Raw genomic sequence first — 18,930 nt, forward strand, 5'->3', positions numbered from 1 at the left:
CTTCATCAGTGCGAGCGTTATTCCCGGTGACCGGATGTCAGGAGATTAGCGAGGTCCGGGCGTATTCCAGCGGCGCCATCCCGATCTCCCGGGCGAATTCCCGCGAGAAGTGAGCCTGATCGAAGTAGCCGAGCTCCACGGCCAAGGCCGCCAGATCCGAGGTGCGGCCCTCGGCCAGCAGATGCGCGCCGTCCTGCAGGCGGTAGCGGCGCAGCACCCATTTCGGGCCCGCGCCGACATAGCGGCGGAACAGGCGCTGCAGGGTGCGGATCGGAATGCCGAACAGGTCGGTGACCTGGTCGACGCGGGTCAGCTCCCGGTTGTCGGCCATGGTGTCGATGATGCGCAGCAGCAGCCGGTACGAGCTGTCGTCGGCCACCGCCCGCTGCGCGACCGCCCCGACCAGGAATTCCTCGACCAGCGCCCGCCGCTCCTCGAGATCGGTGGCGGCCAGTATCTTCTCCGCCAGGCCCTCCGCCTCCGGCAGCACCTCGGTTAGCGGGACGGATGCGTCCCGCAGTGACCCGATGTCGAGCCCGGTGAACGCCCCGAAGCCGCCGGCCCGGAACTTCACGCCGAAAGTCTCACCCTCCCCGGCCAATTCGCGGACGTACTTCTTGGTCCACACACCGGTCACGAAGCCGCCGGTGCGATCGTGCGCCCGCTCGAAGGTCATGTTCACCGCGGGATAGGGCAGCACCTCGGCCATATAGGGCGGCATGCCGCGGCGATCCCAGCGCACCGCCCAGTACCACTCCACGAAGCGGCTGACCTGCTCCCCTGCCGCCAGCCGGGAGTGATTGCTGGTCCGGACCTGCTCGCGTGGGCGCAGAATGCCCTTCGCCGTCTCCGGCGGCGGCACTCGTCGCGGACGGTACAGCTCGTCATCGGCGTCGGTCATGCGCGGTGTCGCGTTCTTACAAGACCGGCGACCGGGCGCTGACAAGACTCGTATCCATGAGCGACGCAGTGCATCCCATCCCCGAGAACTACCACTCCATCTCCTGCTTCCTGGCCGTGCCGGACGGCAATGAGGCCATCGACTTCTACTCCACCGTGCTCGGCGCGAAGGTGCTGACCCGCAATGATCTTCCCGACGGCCAGCCTGCGCACGCCGAGCTGCTGATCGGCGATTCGACCATTCAGCTCGGGCTTCCCATGCCGGATATCGGACTGCGTGCTCCCGATGGCGAGTGGGTTCACACCAGCATCGTGCACTACTCCCCCGACACCGACGCCATCATCGATCGCGCCCGCGATAAGGGCGCCAATGTGGTGGAGGAACCGGCCACTTTTGTCACCGGCGACCGCTTCGGCGTATTCATCGACCCGTTCGGGCATCGCTGGGTTTGTATGACGCGGGTCGAGGACGTGCCTCGGGAAGAAGCCGAGCGGCGCGTCAACGAGTGGATGGCCCAGCAGGGCTGAGGGCTTTACACACCGATCGGCCGACGGGAGGCGCGGGATCCGTCGGTCGTGACGGTGGGTCTGATCAGGCCCGCTCGTGGCTGTGTTTAATTGCCTCCGCTTCGCTCCGGCGGGGTTCGGGGCCTGACAGTCTCGATTTTTCCCTCCCTCCGCGCACGCCGGAGCTCCTCCGCTTCGCTCCCCCGCTCCGACGCACGCTCCACTCAGTCCAAAATCGAGACGGCCCCGAACCCACACAGCGAGTCCACCAACTGTCATCCCTACAGTTCATTGACAGTTCGCCTGCGGCGGACCAACACACAGGCAGACAGGCTGATCACCGCACCAGCTGGTGACCAGACCGGCTCGACACCGGACCGGCCAGTGACCAGACCAACTCGAAGCCGGACCGGCCAGTGACCAGACCAACTCGAGTCCACACCAGCCCGCGACCACACCGGCTGGAGACCGATCGGGCCGGTGGGGAACCCCTTTAGCCGCGCCCGGCCGCGGCTTCGCTCCCCGCCCCACACAGACCAAAATCTCGACGACCCCGCCCCTTGCCAGTGGATGCGCCAACTGACATCCCTGCCGTTCATTGACAGTTCGCCTCGGCGAACAAACTCGGATAGACCAGCCTGGTTCTGGCGCTTCAGGGGTCGCCTTCGGCGGGCGGGCTCGGATAGACCGAGCCGGTCTCGGCAATTGACGGTTCGCCTGCGGCGGGCGGTTACTGGATGCCGGCGGCGTCCATGCCTCGGAGTTCTTTCTTCAGGTCGGCGATTTCGTCGCGGAGGCGGCCGGCCAGTTCGAATTGGAGTTCGCGGGCGGCGTTCATCATTTGGTCGGTCATGTCCTGGACCAGGTTGGCCAGTTCGGCTCGGGGCATGGACTTGATGTCGCGGCCTTCGTAGACGCCGGCGCTGACGGCGCGGCCTGGTTCGCCTTGGGCGCGGCGGCCTCGGGAGGCATTGCGGCCGGAGCCGCCAACCTCGACCTCGGTTTCCTCGGCTTCGCGGTAGACCTGGTCGAGGATGTCGGCGATCTTCTTGCGCAGGGGCATCGGGTCGATGCCGTTGGCCTCGTTGTAGGCGACCTGTTTGGCGCGGCGGCGTTCGGTTTCGTCGATGGCCTGGCGCATGGAGTCGGTGATCTTGTCGGCGTACATGTGGACTTCGCCGGAGACATTGCGGGCGGCGCGGCCGATGGTCTGGATCAGCGAGGTGCTGCTGCGCAGGAAGCCCTCCTTGTCGGCGTCGAGAATGGCGACGAGGGAGACCTCGGGCAGGTCGAGACCCTCGCGCAGCAGGTTGATGCCGACCAGGACGTCGTATTCCCCCAGCCGGAGCTGGCGCAGCAGTTCCACGCGGCGCAGGGTGTCGATCTCGGAGTGCAGGTAGCGGACCCGCACGCCGAGGCCGAGCAGGTAATCGGTGAGATCCTCGGCCATCTTCTTGGTCAGGGTGGTGACCAGGACGCGCTCGTCGCGTTCGGTGCGCAGGCGGATCTCGTGGACCAGATCGTCGATCTGCCCCTTGGTCGGCTTGACCACCACGTGCGGATCGACCAGGCCGGTCGGGCGGATGACCTGTTCGACGAATTCGCCTCCGGTCTGACCCAATTCGTAGGGGCCGGGAGTGGCGGACAGATAGACCGTCTGGCCGATGCGGTCGGCGAACTCCTCCCAGGTGAGCGGGCGGTTGTCGATCGCCGAGGGCAGGCGGAAGCCGTATTCGACGAGGTTGCGCTTGCGCGACATATCGCCTTCGTACATGCCGCCGATCTGCGGGACCGTCACATGCGACTCGTCGATGACGAGCAGGAAATCCTCCGGGAAGTAATCCAGCAGAGTGGCGGGCGCGGAACCGGCGGGGCGGCCGTCGATATGGCGCGAATAGTTTTCGATACCGGAGCAGAAGCCGACCTGCCGGATCATTTCCAGGTCGTATTGGGTGCGCATCCGAAGCCGTTGCGCCTCCAGCAATTTGCCCTGCTTCTCCAATTCCGCCAGGCGGGTTTCGAGCTCGGCCTCGATATCGCGGACGGCGCGCTCCATGCGCTCGGGACCGGCGACATAATGCGTGGCCGGGAAAATGCGCAACATATCCACCTGCCGCACCACATCACCGGTCAGCGGGTGCAGGTAATAGAGCGCCTCGATCTCGTCACCGAAGAATTCGATGCGGACCGCCAGCTCCTCATAGGACGGGATGATCTCGACGGTGTCCCCGCGCACCCGGAAGGTGCCGCGCGTGAAGGACATGTCGTTGCGGGTGTACTGCACGTCGACCAGCAGCCGCAGCAGTTTGTCCCGCTCCACCTCCTGCCCGACCTCCAGATTGATCGAGCGATCGAGATAGGACTGCGGCGTGCCGAGACCGTAGATGCACGACACCGACGCCACCACCACGACATCGCGCCGCGACAGCAGGCTGGAGGTGGCCGAATGCCGCAGCCGCTCCACATCGTCGTTGATGGAGCTGTCCTTCTCGATATAGGTATCGGTCTGCGCGATGTACGCCTCGGGCTGGTAGTAGTCGTAGTACGAGACGAAGTACTCGACCGCATTGTTGGGCAGCATCTCCCGCAGCTCATTGGCCAGCTGGGCGGCGAGGGTCTTGTTCGGGGCCATGACCAGCGTCGGACGTTGCAACCGCTCGATCAACCAGGCCGTGGTGGCCGACTTGCCGGTGCCGGTGGCGCCGAGCAGCACCACATCCCGCTCGCCGCCGTTGATCCGCCGCTCCAGCTCCGCGATGGCGGCCGGCTGGTCACCCGCGGGCTTGTGCTCACTGACCACCTGGAACCGGCCATCGGTCCGCTCGATCTCACCGATGGGCCGGAACTCCGAATGGGCCAGCGGGAGGTCGTCCGGAATCTCGGTTGCGAAAGCCATGCTCAACAGCCTAGGGCGCGGCACCGACAATTTCGCGGACGGGCCGCTCAGGGCCATTTTCCGACCGATCGGTCCGGTATACGCCCGGTGGCCGCCGCCGCGCCACGCCGAATGACGTTGCTCGGCGGCCGCCGGGGGCCCCGTCGCGGGGCCCGCCTGAAATATCCGATCGCTCAATGATCTTCGCAAGGATGCGGATCCGTGACAATGAAATTGCAGACCGCGCACGCAGGTTTTCCGCCCCGTAGCAGGTGTAACCTAATCAAGCAGTCGGACGAGTCCGGAAGAGGCGAGGCGATGACCGGTCTGTTTACGGCACAGCGGAATTCCATCAATGGTGCGGATATGCAACGTTTCAGATCTGCCACCCCCGCGGTGGCCCCACATCGCCCGAGACTCGAGTACTTCAACGTGCCCGAGCTGTCCTGGACCGACCATCGCGGCTTCCTGCACTCGGTCGAGCACATGCACGCCGAGCGCTGGGGCCTCTACGTCGAGCGCATCGTCGACAATCCACGCTTCCACTACATCGAGTCCTGGCTGCTGCCGGAGCTGTCGCTGCGGGTGACGGTCTATCACCTACGCCCCGGCCACGATCGCAAGCAGACCTACTACCTCGATATCGGTGAGTACGGCCCGGTCGAGGGGAAGAAGTGGCGCGCCGAGGGGCACTACCTGCACGTGGTGGCCCGCCCCGGCCAGGTGCCCGAACTGCTCGGCATCGACGAGTTGCTGGCCGCCCACGCGGCCGGATACTTCGATACCGCGCGCACCCACCGCGCCATCGAGCGCGCGGCGGCGGTGGTGGACGGCATTGCCGGCTGCGGTCACGATGTGGACCGCTGGCTCGTCGCGCAGGGCTACACGCTGAGCTGGCTCTGAAACGCAGACCACCCGGTCCGGCTTGCGCACGGACCGGGTGGACGAGTCGACTGTCCGTCCTCCGACTATCCGGACAGGCTCGGAATCAGGCCGCCCAGACCGCCGCCGCAGCCTCCGCCGCTGCCGGAACTGCCTGAGCCGCCCTTGGATTCGGCCACCTGCACGGTGATCGAGTCACTGATCAGGATCTGCCACGCCTCCAGCTTGTGCGTGCCCGCCGTGGTCGGCTTCCACTTGATGGTGACCTTGTTGTCGAGCAGCGACGGGGCGACCGGGCTGCCCGGGATGTCGTGACCGTTGTCGGTGAACTTCACCGTGCTCAGCCGGTCGACCTCGACCGAGGCGGTCAGCGTGTAAGTGCAGCCGACCTTGTGATCCTTGCCGGATACCTCGAGATTGCCGACCCAGGCGGCGGCCTGCGGGGCGGTGAGGGTCACGACCGCGCCCAGGGCGGCGAAGGTCAGCAGCCCGGTGCCGGCGCGCAGCTTGTATGCGTTCATACAGGTACTTCCCTTGTGTTGCGAGACCCACGCGAGTGTGGGTAGCCCGAAACATAGCGGAATGCATGTGTTTCACATTGAGTTTTCGTGAAGATTGCCCGGAGCTCTCCCCCAGGTCCAGCAACCGATCCGCGACGCGAGCACCCCTCCACTGGACGACCATCGCCCGACACGCGATGCTGAGTGCATGACTCAGGCGCCTGCGGTTCACCTGCACCGACCCAAGGTCGAGTACTTCAATGTCGACGAGCTCACCAATGTCGACCCGAAGGGCTACGTCCGGCAGGTCGAGCACTACCGGGACGAGCCGTGGGGTCTGTACATGGCGCGGCCCTCCGATCATCCGGAGTTCCACTACATCGAATCCTGGTTGCTGCCAAGCCTTTCCCTGCGGGCGACGGTGTTCCACTTCACCCCGGCCGACCTGCGCGATCAGGACTACTACATCGATATCGGCGAGTTCACGCAGGTCGAGCCGAAGCGCTGGAAGTCGGTGGACCACTATCTGGATCTGGTCGTGCGCACCGGGCGCGAGGTCGAGTTACTCGATGTCGACGAGCTGCTCGCCGCCCACGCCGCCGGCTACCTCGACCTCGCGACCGCGCAGCAGGCCATCGAGACCGCGACCGCGACCATCGACGGGATCGCGGCCCACGGGCACAGCTTCGAGAATTGGCTAGCGGCGCAGGGCATTACGCTCACCTGGAGATGAACAACTCTCGTAACTCTCAGGGGCTTCGCCCCCGAACCCCCAGGAGCGCGGACAAGGGATATCAACCGCACCCCAGGAGCGAGAGCCGGGACATCAACCCCACCCCAGGAGCGAGAGCCGGGACATCAACCCCACCCCAGGAGCGAGAGCCAGGGCATCAACCCCACCCCAGGAGCGAGAGCCAGGGGCCGCGGCGGCTCCGGCGGCCCCTCAGCCCCTTGCGAGGCGCGCGAAGATCGCGTCGAACCACGGCTCTTTGATCGAGTAGTAGGCGTCGGCCGCGGCGGTGCCGGTGAGGCCCGCCGCCTTCTCCTCGGCGGCGCGCTTGATGTCCAGGTATTCGGCGCGGGCCGCGGGGTCGGTGCGGAGCAGGTCGCGGAATTCCAGGGCGAAGCGCTGGCCGGGGGCGCCCTCGGCGCGGAGGTGCACATTGGCCAGGCGGCCCGGGTCGGCATTGCCGTGCAGGCGTTTCGTCCACAGGGTCGCGTCGGTGGCGGCGGGATCGGTGGCGGTGGGTTTCGGGTTGTCGCCGGTGATGTCCGGCTTGTGCGGAAATCCCGCCTCCGCCAGGCGGTCTCGCAGGGCGTCGGCGACGGCGAGATCGCGGACGGTGATCTGCAGGTCGATCACGTCCTTGGCGGGCAGGCCGGGGACCGCGGTAGAGCCGATGTGATCGATGCGCACGGCGTCGGCGCCGCAGACGACCCACAGGCGGGCGATGAGCCGCTGCGCCTGGGCGGCCCAGTCCGGGTTCGGTTCGACCAAGCGCATTCCGCCCTCGCGATGCGCGGGGACGCGGGTGCGCAGATTGCGTTCGAAGGGGATCAGGCGCTCGTCCCAGAGCGCGTGCACGGCGGCGTCGAGATCGCCATTGGCGCCATTGTTGTCGAGCAGCACGTCGGCGACCGCGCGCCGCTGGTCGTCGGTGGCCTGCGCGGCAATGCGGGCACGGGCGTCGGCCTCGTCGATGCCACGGAATTCCACCAGGCGGCGCACCCGGGCCTCCTCGTCGGCGAGGACGATCACGACCAGGTTCATCAGCGGCGCGAGGCCGTTCTCGACGAGCAGCGGAATGTCCTGGACGACAATGGCATCCGCGGGCGCGGCGGCGATCAGTTCGGCGGTGCGCTTGCCGACCAGCGGGTGGGTGATGCCATTGAGCGTCGCGCGAGCCTCGTCGCTGGCGAATGCCTTGGCCGCCAAGGCCGGTCGATCCAGGCTGCCGTCAGCGGCCAGAATTTCGTCACCGAAAGCGGCGACCAGGGCCGCCAGGCCCTCGGTTCCGGGCGCGACCACCTCGCGAGCAATCACATCGCTGTCCACCAGCACCGCGCCGCGCTCGGCGAAAATGCGCGCCACGGTGGATTTGCCCGCTCCCATGCCTCCGGTGAGACCGATTCGCAACATTCGACCAGTCTCGCACCTCCCCGAGGGCCTCGCATCAGCGCCCCTCACCTGCCGAAAAGTGGGATTACCCAGTCGGACCGGCAATTTCACAACCAGCCGCCGACTTTTCTCATTCCGTAATATTCACGAGACCATTCCGCAACTTTTTCGGTAATTCCGGACCGCTTGTCGGCAACATTCCGACACGCCAGGGCGAATGTCACGCAAAATACGGTGTCTCACACTTTTGTTCGGCTAAGGTTCGCCGCAGGCGATCCTAGGCCGGTAGCAACGCAAGAGAAGGAACACCATTGGGCACCAGAAACATCCAGACGGGTCGCCACCGTCTGGGACTGCCGGGCACGATGCACTGCATCGAGATCCCCGCGGTCGCGGCAGCGCTCGCCGAGCACCGTCGTACGTGGCTCTCCCGACTGATCATCCCCGCCCGCCACAGCTTCGCGGCCATGCGAAAACGCTCCGCGGTGGCAGCGGCCCAATGGCTTCCGGCGACCGTCGGCTGACTTCGTTCCGCCACCTCGGCCCAGTTCCATTCGGACTGGGTCTTTGTTGTGCCCGGATCCCCCGGTGTCGACAGCGCATGCCGTCTGCGCCGTCACATTCCTGACAGTCACTTGCAGGTACGCACCTTAGCACCCTACGCTGGCCGCAATACCTGATAGTCACTTTCAGGTGCTGACTCGCGGAGGGACCATGGCACAGCCAGTCGCACTCGACCGGCCCGATCCGGCCCGGCAATCCGACCGGTTCGGCATCGTCGGCGCCTGGGGCGTGCGCATGGCCCGGCATCGCCGCCTCGTGATGGGCGTGTGGCTGCTGCTCGTCGCGATCTGCGCGGCCGCCTATCCGGCGCTGCACGAACGGCTCGGCGCACCCGATTACAGCGTGCCCGGCTCCGAATCTAGCGCGGTGGAACACCTTGCGGCGGAATACTTCTCGCAGCTCGGCGCGGAGCAGGATCTGATCGTCTTCCATTCCGGCCGGTATACCGTCGACGCGCCCGAGTTCCGGATCGTCATCGACAACGCGCTCACCGCCGCCCGCGCCACCACCGGTGTAGCGGGTGCGATCGGACCGTTCGACGGGAACGCACGGCTGCAGATCTCGGCGGACCGGCACACCGCCTTCGGCATCGTCGGGCTCGACGGCACCATGTCCGAGCGAGTGGATGTCGCCGCCCGCGTGCAATCGGCGCTGACCTCCGCCGAGAGCGGCGAGGTCCGGGCCATGCTCACCGGTTACGCCCCGATCGAGGGCGAGCTCATGCGCACGGAGACCGCCGATATGACGCGCGCCGAGAGCCTCGGCCTGCCGGTGGCGGCGCTGGTGCTGGTGCTCGCGCTCGGCGCGGTGGTCGCCGCGACCATCCCCATTACCGTCACCGCGGCGGGTATCGCGCTGGCGGTGGGCGTGGTGTTCGGGCTGACCAGCCTGCTGACCTTCGACTCCCTGGTGCTGTCGGTGGCCACCATGATCGGCACCGGCACCGCGATCGACTACGCCATGTTCATCGTCAGCCGGTTCAACGAGGAGCTTTCCCGGCGCGGCGTGCGAGATCGCCGGGCGCACAAGGACATCCACGCCGCGGTCGGCGCGGCCATGGATACCACCGGCCGCACCATCCTGGCCTCGGGGCTGATCGTGATGATCTCGCTGTGCTCGCTGGCGGTGGTCGGCCTGCCCATGCTCAATGGCGTCGCCATCGGCGTGGTCACGGCGGTGGTCTCGACCCTCGCAGCGGCGTTCACGCTGTTGCCCGCCGTGCTGGCCGAGCTGGGTCCGACGATCAATCGCGGTGCGCTGCCCGCGAAGCTGCGTCCGGCCGAGATCAGGCGTCCGGACGAGAGTACGCCCCGTCATTCCGGCGCGCTTGTGGCCGGAATCCACCCGGCGGAGCGAGATCCCGGCCAAGAACATGCCGGGACGACCCGCAAGACTCATGCCGGGACGACCCGTAAGACTTCTGTTCGGACGCTCAGCGCGCCCACCGGGTCCAGCGCGTGGACCCGGTGGGCGCGCACGGTCATGGGCCGGCCGGCGCTGTTCGGGGCGATCGGCGTCGCGGTGCTGGCGCTGGCGGCCGCGCCGATCCTGGGTATCCGCTACGGCATCGATATGGGGCTGGGTTCGATGAACGACCGGCCCGCGGGGCAGGCAACCCGCTTGGTGCAGGACAATTTCGGGCCCGGTCTGCTGTCGCCGATTCAGGTGGTCGCCACCGGGGCGGACGATTCCGCGCTGTCCGGCAATGGCATCGTGGACATGAACCGCTTCGTCGCGGAGCTCAATCGCGATCCCCGCATCGCTTCGGTGCTGCCGCAGCAGGCCGACGGCCGGGTGCTGGCCCTGGTCGTGCCGAAGGATTCCTTCGACTCCACCGCCGTTGCCGAGCTGACCGCCGACATCCGTTCCGGTGCCCGTGGATTCGAATCGGCCGAAATCTCGGTCGGCGGTGTTCCGGCCGCCTTCGCCGATGTCTCCGCGCTCATTACCGGCCGCTTCCCCTGGGTGATCGCGCTGGTGCTGTCGGTGTCGCTGGCGTTCCTGGTCTTCGCCTTCCGCAGTATCGTGCTGGCGGTCAAGGCGATTGTGCTGAATCTGCTGGCCACCGGTGCGGCGCTGGGGATTACGGTCGCGGTCTTCCAGTACGGCCTCGGGGAGTCGGTGCTGGGCTTCCACAGCGCCGGGTTCCTGCAGGTGTATCTGCCCATGCTGGTGTTCGCCGTGCTGTTCGGATTGTCCATGGATTACGAGGTTTTCCTGGTCCGGCGCATGAAGGAGGCGTGGGATCGGCACCCGGACAATGCTGCGGCCGTGGCCGAGGGATTACAGCGCACCGCCCGTCCGATCACCGCGGCGGCGGCCATCATGGTGGCGGTCTTCGCCGCCTTCGTGACCGCGGATGTCTTGGAGCTCAAACAGATCGGCTTCGCGCTGGCGGTGGCCGTAGCCATCGACGCGGTGATCGTGCGACTGATCCTGGTGCCGGCGTTCATGCAGCTGTTCGGCCGCTGGAACTGGTGGCTGCCGAGCCTGCGCCGCACGCCTCAGGATGCGAAGATCGCCTCCAACGCCGAGACCAGCGAGTCCAGCGCCTCGATGTAGACATCCTGCAGGCGGCGCTCGAATCCTGTTCCCGCCCAGTGGTTCAGCGCCGCCACGCACCCCCAGATGGCGGTGGCCGCGGCCAGCCGGATCTTCATGTCATTGGCATCGCGCCCGCTGCGTTCGGCGAACAGCAGCCGGAACTGCTCCTCCAGATCCCGCATCTGCCGGGACTGCCGATCGCGCACCTCCGGAATCGTCAGCACATGCTGCATGCGCTGCCGGGTGCGCCGCTCCAGATCCTCGGTAATGATCGATTCGGTCAGCTCCGGAATCAGCGGCCGCCCGATGGCGAGCAACTCGGTGAACTCGAGCGTCTCTCCCCCACCGGCCACCCGCAGCACCTCGAGCACCTGCGGATCGGCCTCGTCGTAGAGGACCAGCATCTCCTTGGTCCCGAAATACCGGTAGATCGAACTGGCCGACACCCCCGCAGCCGCGGCCACCCGCTCCACCGTCACATCGCGATACCCGTGCTCGTCGAACAACTCCAGCGCAACCCGCTGGATCCGGCTCATCGCCTCGATCTTCCGCTGCTCCCACACCGACGCGGGAGTCTCCACCGTGGACTGGGACATATCAGCAACCAGATTACCTGCACCCGATCCTCCACCCCCGCCACTCGACGTGATGCGTCCAGCCCCAACGCAAATCCCCGGCGGACCGCCCCTCTCCCAACGCCAGTCCCCGGACGGAGCCCCCCTCCCCCAACGCCAGTCCCCGGACGGAGCCCCCCTCCCCCAACGCCAGTCCCCGGACGGAACTCCCCTCCCCAACGCAAATCCCCCCGGGTCCGTCAGGACCCGGGGGGATTTCGCTTATCGAGCTACTGCGTCAGCAGAAGCGAATCAGGCGTTGCCCGACAGCTTCTCGCGGAGCGCGGCCAGCTGCGCATCGCTCGCCAGCGAGCCACCGGCGGGCTCGGAGGTCGAGGAGGACGACGCCTGGGCGCCCGACTCGGAGGAGTAGTTCGAGGGACCGCCGTTGGCGGCCTCGGCGGCGGCGTCGGCCGCCATCTTCTCCATCTGAGCGGTGTGCATCTTGTGGCGACGCTCGGCCTCGGCGTAGCGGGACTCCCACTCCTCACGCTGCTTCTCGAAGCCCTCGAGCCATTCGTTGGTCTCGGGATCGAAGCCCTCGGGGAAGATGTAGTTGCCCTGATCGTCGTAGCTGTCGGCCATGCCGTACTTGGACGGATCGAACTCGGCGTTGTAGTCCTCGTTCGCCTGCTTCAGCGACAGCGAGATGCGGCGACGCTCCAGGTCGATGTCGATGACCTTGACCATCGCGTCGTCGCCGACGGCCACAACCTGGTCCGGGACCTCCACGTGGCGCTCGGCCAGCTCGGAGATGTGCACCAGGCCCTCGATGCCCTCCTCGACGCGGACGAACGCGCCGAACGGAACCAGCTTGGTGACCTTGCCCGGCACGATCTGGCCGATGGCGTGGGTGCGGGCGAACTGACGCCACGGATCTTCCTGGGTCGCCTTGAGCGACAGGGAGACACGCTCGCGGTCCAGATCGACGTCGAGGACCTCGACGGTGACCTCGTTGCCGACCTCGACAACCTCGGACGGGTGATCGATGTGCTTCCAGGACAGCTCGGAGACGTGCACCAGGCCGTCCACGCCACCCAGGTCCACGAAGGCGCCGAAGTTGACGATGGAGGACACGACGCCCTTGCGGACCTGGCCCTTCTGCAGCTGGTGCAGGAACTCGGAGCGCACCTCGGACTGGGTCTGCTCCAGCCAGGCGCGGCGGGACAGGACCACGTTGTTGCGGTTCTTGTCCAGCTCGATGATCTTGGCCTCGATCTCCTTGCCGACGTACGGCTGGAGGTCGCGGACGCGACGCATCTCCACCAGCGAAGCCGGGAGGAAGCCGCGCAGGCCGATGTCCAGGATCAGGCCGCCCTTGACAACCTCGATGACGGTGCCCTTGACGGCCTCGTCACGCTCCTTGAGCTCCTCGATCGTGCCCCAAGCCCGCTCGTACTGAGCACGCTTCTTCGACAGGATCAGGCGGCCTTCCTTGTCCTCCTTGGTGAGAACGAGGGCCTCGACCTCATCGCCCACGGAAACGACCTCGGCCGGGTCGACATCGTGCTTGATGGACAGTTCGCGGGAAGGGATGACGCCTTCGGTCTTGTAACCGATGTCGAGAAGGACCTCGTCACGATCGACCTTGACGATGGTTCCTTCAACGATATCGCCGTCGTTGAAGTACTTGATGGTCTTGTCGATAGCGGCGAGGAAGTCCTCGGCAGAGCCGATATCGTTGACGGCTACCTGCGGCGAGGTCACGGTGGTGGGCATGTGTTGGGAGGCTCCGGACGGATTGTGGTCGGTAGTGGACATGTGGGCTTTCGGTATTGCTGCGAACTCACAGCGATGGAACTAACGTTGGCCATGCAACAGCACATCGCTGCGACGGAGCACAACGCTGCACAAAGCATGCGGACTCACAGCACGATTGTCTGCTCTACCCGGGTCTTGCGATCCGAATACAGAAGACACTCGCGGAAAACAGCGTACGCGACGGGTGTTGTACCAAGCAAACACGGGTGGTACTCCGCAAGTCTATAGGGTGAGCCCATGGCCGAAGATCACCCCGCCCACACCGACGAAGCCCGCCACGCCGAGGCGAATGCCCTGCTGGGAACGGTGGGAGTGGGCCGCGCCAAGGTCGATTCGGAGACCAGTCAGCGCGCCAGCCGGCGGTGGTGGGATGCCGACGCCGCGGCCTACCACGACACCCACGCCGACTTCCTGGGCGTCGACTCCCCCGACGGCGAGTTCATCTGGTGCCCGGAGGGCCTGCACGAGGGCGACTGGCATCTGCTCGGCGACATCACCGGCAAGCGGATCCTGGAGATCGGCTGCGGCTCGGCCCCCTGTTCCCGCTGGCTCGCCGCGCACGGCGCGCACCCGGTCGGCCTCGACCTCTCCCGGCAGATGCTCGAGCGCGGCCTGGCCGCCATGGCCGCCGGCGGCCCGCGGGTCCCACTCGTTCAAGCCGGAGCCGAAGCCCTCCCCTTCGCCGACGCCTCCTTCGATCTGGCCTGCTCGGCCTTCGGCGCGGTCCCCTTCGTCGCCGACTCCGCGCAGGTCATGCGCGAGGTCGCGCGCGTCCTGCGCCCCGGCGGCCGCTGGGTTTTCTCCGTCAACCACCCCATGCGCTGGATCTTCCCCGACGATCCGGGCCCGGAGGGGCTGCGCGCCACCATCCCCTATTTCGACCGCACCCCGTATGTGGAGCTGGACGGCGAAGGCGAGCCGACCTACGTCGAACACCACCGCACCATCGGCGACCGCGTCCGCGAGATCGTCGCCGCGGGCCTGACCCTGGTCGACCTCATCGAACCGGACTGGCCGGAGTGGCTGGACCGCGAATGGGGCCAGTGGAGTCCGCTCCGCGGCGAGATCTTCCCCGGTACCGCCATTTTCGTCACCGAGAAGCCCGCCTGACCGTTATCCGCCCCGCCGCCGAATCCGGAGCCACCATGTGGGATCCCCAGCAGTACCTGGCCTTCGACGACCACCGCTCCCGCCCGTTCTTCGACCTGCTGAGCCGGATCGGCGCACAGCGGCCGCGTCGCGTGGCCGACCTCGGCTGCGGACCCGGGCACCTCACCGGCGCCCTGGCCGCCCGCTGGCCGGACGCGACCATCGAAGCCTCGGATTCCTCGCCGGACATGGTGGCCGCCGCACAGGCCCGCGGCGTCCCCGCCACCCTCGGCGACGTCCGGGACTGGCAGCCTGCCCCCGACACCGACGTGGTCGTGACCAATGCTGTGCTGCAATGGGTTCCGGGCCACCCGGAACTGCTGTCGAAATGGGTGGCGCACCTGTCCGCGGGCGCCTGGCTGGCTCTCCAGGTCCCCGGCAACTTCGACGGCCCCTCCCACCGCACCATCCGGGAACTCGCGGCCACGGACCGCTGGCGCGACCGCCTGGCCGCGACCGGCATCCTGCACGCCCGCGACGTCCTCGACCCGGTCGGCTACGCCGAGGTGCTGACCACCGCCGGAGCCGAGGTCGACGCCTGGGAGACCACCTACGTCCAGCGCCTCGAAGGCGACGACCCGGTGCTGTCCTGGATCAAGGGCACCGCCCTGACGCCGGTGCGCGAAGCCCTCGAGGACACCGAGTGGGAACGATTCCTCGCCGAACTCGCCCCGCTGCTGCGGGAGGTCTACCCTCGCCGCGCCGACGGCACCACCTGGCTGCCCTTCCGCCGGGTCTTCGCTGTCGCGCACAAGCTCTGACGGCCACCCCGGTCTCTCTCAGCAACTACCACGGAACGGCGGCAATCCGGCGAAGTCCGGGGCCAAGCGCATAGTAGGGACGGTGCGGGCCACCCATCGGCGAGCACGAGTCAGCGGATGGTCGGGGAATTGCGCATCGTAGTGGATGTCGTCGGCGCGGTTGTAGGGCAGTTGACCTTGGACGCCGTGCTGATACGGATGCGGCGGGAACATATCCTCGTGGCCGTGCATGGCCATCACCGTGGCCTCGCGTATCCCGGTGACGCCGCCCTCGGGGCAGAACAGCATGAGCGCCGCGCTGCAATTCTCCTTGGGCGCGACGATCGAGGCGGCGAACAGCAGTCCGGCGGGGCGGTCGGGCAGCGGCATCTTCTCCACCCGCAGCAGCGCGGGCTGGGAATCGACGCCGATGACGAAAGCTTCGACGAGACTACCGCTTCGGGCGTGGATCTCGGCGAGCCTGGCGCGCAGCACATCGAGTTGTTCCAGCGGCGCGGGCAGATCGGGCGGCAGATCGAAGTACTGCAACGCCACCATGTCCCCGGTGTCGGAGTTCACCCACTGTGCTGCCTGGGTTTGCTGGAATCCGGTGGTATCGAACGAGATCGGCACGCCGTCACGCTAGCGGAGCACGCCTTTGCGCCGCATGGCAGCGCAGTACCACCACAGCACGGCGGTCAGGGCGAGCACGCCGATATCGAAGAGGCCGAGGCGGGCGCCGAGGATCGACCAGCGGTCCATGAAACCGAAACTCACGGCCTGGAGGCACAACTGGGAGATGGTCGCGGTCGCCGCAGCGGGAACTGCACTGCGGGATCGGAGGAGGAGCAGTACAGCGGCTGCCAGCCCGGCGGCGATGTTGATCGTCCAGAACACCAGCGGGACCATCGGGTAGTCGGTGAAGTAGGCGATCTGGTCGGGGCCGTAGCCCTGGCGGGCGAAATAGTCGGCGTTGCGGGTGTGGGTTTCGACGTAGTCGTAAGCGCCGATCGCGTTGAGCAGCAGGAAGAACAGGCCGATCGGCCAGCGGTGCCAGGGTGTCGCCGCGCGGGTTGCGGGGTCGAGGCCGGTTGATTCCATCGACTTCCGTTCCGGGAGTGGCGGACAGGGAAGCGGAGGCCGGGAGTATGTCCCCGGCCCCCGCTGTTCAGTCGGATTTCGGTTCTCGCCCGGCCTGTTTGAGGGCCGTGCGGAGGGCGTATTCGATCTGGGCGTTGATGCTGCGCAGGTCGTCTGCCGCCCATTTCGCGATGGCTTCGTGAATGGCCGGGTCGAGCCGCAGCAGTACCTTTTTCGGCTCGCGCTTCGGCATTACGTGTAGAGGGAGCCGGTGTTGACGACGGGCTGGGCGGGGCGATCACCGCACAGGACGACCAGCAGGTTGGAGACCATCGCGGCTTTGCGCTCCTCATCGAGTTCGACCATGCCCTCGCTGGCGAGGCGGTCGAGGGCCATGCCGACCATACCGACCGCGCCTTCCACGATGCGGCTGCGGGCGGCGACCACCTGGGCGGCCTGCTGGCGGACCAGCATGGCCTGGGCGATCTCCGGCGCGTAGGCGAGGTGGGTGATGCGGGCTTCGATGATCTCGATGCCGGCGGTGACGGTGCGCTCGCGCAGTTCGACGGTCAGTTCGCCGGCCACCTCGGCGCCGTCGCGCAGGCTGGTGCGGTCGGCGTCGTGGGCGTCGTAGGGGTGGGTGGTGGCGAGGTGGCGGACCGCGGCCTCGGACTGCGTCTCGACGTATTCCTCGTAGTCGTCGACGGCGAAGGCGGCCTTGAAGCTGTCGACCACGCGGTAGACGACCACCGCCGCGATCTCGACGGGATTGCCGTCGGCGTCGTTGACCTTCAGCTTCTGGGTCTCGAAATTGCGCACCCGCAGCGAGATGGTGCGCTTGTCGGTCAGTGGGGTGACCGAGAAGAAGCCGGGTTCGCTCACCGAGCCGATGTAGCGGCCGAAGAACTGAATCACCTTGGCCTCATTGGGATTCACGATGGTGAGACCGGTGCTCATCAGCAGCAGCAGCGCGCCGAGCACGCTGAAGACGACGGCCGCGATGACGGCTCCCGCACCGGCGCCGTCCGCCGCCTTGATGAATCCCCATGCCGCTCCCGCCGCCACGGCGAGGAAGGCCACCAACAACACCGCGGCGACCACGAAACCATTCGCCCGGCGTGCTTGCCGAAGCTCCATTGCTATCCTCCCACTATCGAAGTGATATCACGACGATAGCTCGAGACGGGTACGCCGGCAAGGACGAGGACAGGCACACCGGCTCTCCGAACGCACAAGGCCGCCGCGCACCCGGCGCGGCGGCCTTGCTTCGAACACCCTCAGCGCGGGCGGATATTGCGGTTGAAGCGGAACAGGTTGTGCGGGTCGTAGCTCGACTTCAGGGCGGCGAGCCGGTCATAGGTGGCGGCGCTGTAGCCCTCGCGGGTCTGCGCCTCGTCGGCCCAGCTCCCGCCGCCGTAGAGGAAGTTGAGACTGTGACCAACGGTCCAGGGCTGCAAGGTTTTCCGCATCAGATCCAGGCGCTCGCGCACGGCGGCATCGGAATGCGGGCCGGGCAGTGAGATGGCGCGGCCGAGGTATTCGGCCTCGCGGTGATCGACCGCGATCTCGGCCGGGCCGCGGCGGCGCAGCGCACCGCCCAGATGCCGGAATCCGGCGACGACCGGCACCGTCGATCCGGGACCCGTCACCTCGAGGAAGGCATCGGTGGCCTCGGCGGGCAGCTCGCTCAACAGGGCGTTGGTGGCGGTGTAGGGGTGCGGGTGCGGCGGATCGCGATGGATCTCATGGGTGTCGGCATAGGGCATGACGCGCAGGTCGTCGGCCATCCGATCGGCGGCGGCGCGCAACGGGGCGACCAGGCGCTCGCCCTCGGCCTGCGGGCCGGTGAAGGCGATGCTGATGGTGGCGGTGTAGCGCCCGCGCAGGTGTTCGGGCACCTGCGGGATATCCGGGAGGGTGATCATGGAGATGGCCGAGGTCAGCTCGTCGGGGACGTCGGCGGTCCACAGCCGCCAGGCTTCCAGCGCCTGCGGCACGTACCGGGTGTCGAACTGCAGTTGACCGCCGTAAACCATTGTCACCGGCACCAATTCGATTTCCAGCGCGGTGACCACGCCGAAGTTGCCGCCGGTGCCGAGCACCGCGCCGAACAGTTCGTCGCCGGGCTCCAGGCGGCGCAGCCGGCCGTCGGCGGTGACCATCTCGATGGCGCGCACATGGTCTGCGGCATAACCGAATTCGCGGGCCAGCAGGCCGACGCCGCCGCCCAGGGTGTAGCCGACCACGCCCACCGACGGCGAGGAGCCGTTGAGCGGTGCGAGGCCGCGCGCGGCCGCGGCGTCGATGAGCCGCCCGGCCTGCACGCCCGCGGCGACCCGGGCCGTGCGGCTCGCGGCATCGATCCGGATATCGGTCATGCGGCTGGTGTCGATGAGCACGCCGCCGTCGGCCGCCACCGACAATCCGTGCCCGGTGGCCTGCACCGCAACCGGAAGGCCGTGGCGCGCGGCGTATTCCACGGCCGCGCGCACATCCTCGGCGTGTGCGGCGGTGACCACGACGGCGGGCCGATGCGTGTAAGCCGTTTGAAATCCCGCGATTCCGGCCTCGTAGCCGGTGTCGCCGGGCTGGTGGACCGGGCCGGTGGTCGCGGGCAGGTCGTTGATCGAGGACTCGCTGTTCGTCATGTCCATGACTCTGCCGGGGTCTAGATGATAACTCCAACAGATAGTTC

Annotated in this window: 18 protein-coding genes; 7 read left to right on the forward strand and 11 right to left on the reverse strand. The window is 67.3% G+C overall.

Annotated features, from left to right (window positions below; genetic code table 11):
• Positions 1–37: 37 nt before the first annotated feature.
• A complete protein-coding gene (locus ACYQ5L_RS25540; protein ID WP_459960825.1) occupies positions 38–901 on the reverse strand; it encodes an AraC family transcriptional regulator in 864 nt (287 codons plus the stop codon).
• Positions 902–957: 56 nt separating this feature from the next.
• Here ACYQ5L_RS25540 and ACYQ5L_RS25545 point away from each other — a divergent pair, with 56 nt between their 5' ends.
• Positions 958–1,428, forward strand: a complete 471-nt coding sequence (locus ACYQ5L_RS25545; protein ID WP_459960826.1) for a VOC family protein — start codon at positions 958–960, stop codon at positions 1,426–1,428.
• Positions 1,429–2,137: 709 nt separating this feature from the next.
• On the opposite strand, the gene uvrB is transcribed toward ACYQ5L_RS25545, so the two are convergent.
• Positions 2,138–4,303, reverse strand: a complete 2,166-nt coding sequence (gene uvrB, locus ACYQ5L_RS25550; RefSeq protein ID WP_459960827.1) for an excinuclease ABC subunit UvrB — start codon at positions 4,301–4,303, stop codon at positions 2,138–2,140.
• Between the two features lie 297 nt (positions 4,304–4,600).
• Here uvrB and ACYQ5L_RS25555 point away from each other — a divergent pair, with 297 nt between their 5' ends.
• Positions 4,601–5,185 (forward strand): ribonuclease FAU-1 family protein, encoded by a 585-nt coding sequence (locus ACYQ5L_RS25555; RefSeq protein ID WP_459960828.1) that lies wholly within the window; start codon positions 4,601–4,603, stop codon positions 5,183–5,185.
• Positions 5,186–5,250: 65 nt separating this feature from the next.
• Here the strand turns inward: ACYQ5L_RS25555 and ACYQ5L_RS25560 are convergent, their stop codons facing one another.
• Positions 5,251–5,685 (reverse strand): hypothetical protein, encoded by a 435-nt coding sequence (locus ACYQ5L_RS25560; protein ID WP_459960829.1) that lies wholly within the window; start codon positions 5,683–5,685, stop codon positions 5,251–5,253.
• A 187-nt stretch (positions 5,686–5,872) separates the two neighbouring features.
• On the opposite strand from ACYQ5L_RS25560, the gene ACYQ5L_RS25565 reads away from it, so the two are divergent.
• A complete protein-coding gene (locus ACYQ5L_RS25565; RefSeq protein ID WP_459960830.1) occupies positions 5,873–6,397 on the forward strand; it encodes a ribonuclease FAU-1 family protein in 525 nt (174 codons plus the stop codon).
• Positions 6,398–6,607: 210 nt separating this feature from the next.
• On the opposite strand, the gene coaE is transcribed toward ACYQ5L_RS25565, so the two are convergent.
• Positions 6,608–7,804, reverse strand: coding sequence for a dephospho-CoA kinase (gene coaE, locus ACYQ5L_RS25570; RefSeq protein ID WP_459960831.1), 1,197 nt, complete (start codon positions 7,802–7,804; stop codon positions 6,608–6,610).
• 290 nt (positions 7,805–8,094) lie between these two features.
• Between coaE and ACYQ5L_RS25575 the strand changes: the two genes are divergently transcribed.
• Positions 8,095–8,307: a hypothetical protein gene (locus ACYQ5L_RS25575; protein ID WP_459963688.1), complete on the forward strand. Its 213-nt coding sequence runs from the start codon at positions 8,095–8,097 to the stop codon at positions 8,305–8,307.
• A gap of 190 nt (positions 8,308–8,497) precedes the next feature.
• A complete protein-coding gene (locus ACYQ5L_RS25580) occupies positions 8,498–10,909 on the forward strand; it encodes an MMPL family transporter (protein ID WP_459960832.1) in 2,412 nt (803 codons plus the stop codon).
• On the opposite strand, the gene ACYQ5L_RS25585 is transcribed toward ACYQ5L_RS25580, so the two are convergent.
• Both ACYQ5L_RS25585 and rpsA read right to left on the reverse strand, forming a co-directional pair.
• Positions 10,852–11,487 carry a TetR/AcrR family transcriptional regulator gene (locus tag ACYQ5L_RS25585; protein ID WP_459960833.1) on the reverse strand — a complete coding sequence of 212 codons (636 nt, stop codon included), beginning with the start codon at positions 11,485–11,487 and terminating at the stop codon, positions 10,852–10,854. The genes ACYQ5L_RS25580 and ACYQ5L_RS25585 overlap by 58 nt on opposite strands.
• Positions 11,488–11,757: 270 nt before the next feature.
• On the reverse strand, positions 11,758–13,224 hold the full coding sequence (rpsA, locus tag ACYQ5L_RS25590) for a 30S ribosomal protein S1 (protein WP_459960834.1): 1,467 nt from the start codon (positions 13,222–13,224) through the stop codon (positions 11,758–11,760).
• Between the two features lie 279 nt (positions 13,225–13,503).
• Between rpsA and ACYQ5L_RS25595 the strand changes: the two genes are divergently transcribed.
• Entirely contained in the window at positions 13,504–14,376 is an 873-nt protein-coding gene (locus ACYQ5L_RS25595) for a class I SAM-dependent methyltransferase (RefSeq protein WP_459960835.1), read from the forward strand.
• 35 nt (positions 14,377–14,411) lie between these two features.
• A complete protein-coding gene (locus ACYQ5L_RS25600; protein WP_459960836.1) occupies positions 14,412–15,176 on the forward strand; it encodes a trans-aconitate 2-methyltransferase in 765 nt (254 codons plus the stop codon).
• Between the two features lie 18 nt (positions 15,177–15,194).
• Here ACYQ5L_RS25600 and ACYQ5L_RS25605 read toward each other — a convergent pair whose 3' ends face one another.
• From ACYQ5L_RS25605 to ACYQ5L_RS25625, 5 genes are all read right to left on the reverse strand, one after another.
• On the reverse strand, positions 15,195–15,788 hold the full coding sequence (locus ACYQ5L_RS25605) for a hypothetical protein (protein WP_459960837.1): 594 nt from the start codon (positions 15,786–15,788) through the stop codon (positions 15,195–15,197).
• Positions 15,789–15,797: 9 nt separating this feature from the next.
• Positions 15,798–16,256, reverse strand: coding sequence for a hypothetical protein (locus ACYQ5L_RS25610; RefSeq protein ID WP_459960838.1), 459 nt, complete (start codon positions 16,254–16,256; stop codon positions 15,798–15,800).
• 67 nt (positions 16,257–16,323) lie between these two features.
• Positions 16,324–16,488 carry a type II toxin-antitoxin system antitoxin gene (locus ACYQ5L_RS25615; protein WP_169814910.1) on the reverse strand — a complete coding sequence of 55 codons (165 nt, stop codon included), beginning with the start codon at positions 16,486–16,488 and terminating at the stop codon, positions 16,324–16,326.
• Positions 16,488–17,372: an SPFH domain-containing protein gene (locus tag ACYQ5L_RS25620; protein ID WP_459960839.1), complete on the reverse strand. Its 885-nt coding sequence runs from the start codon at positions 17,370–17,372 to the stop codon at positions 16,488–16,490. Before ACYQ5L_RS25620 ends, ACYQ5L_RS25615 begins: the two co-directional genes overlap by 1 nt.
• 140 nt (positions 17,373–17,512) lie before the next feature.
• On the reverse strand, positions 17,513–18,883 hold the full coding sequence (locus ACYQ5L_RS25625; protein WP_459960840.1) for an FAD-binding oxidoreductase: 1,371 nt from the start codon (positions 18,881–18,883) through the stop codon (positions 17,513–17,515).
• Positions 18,884–18,930 lie beyond the last annotated feature (47 nt).

The organism is Nocardia sp. IFM 10818, from assembly GCF_054655275.1.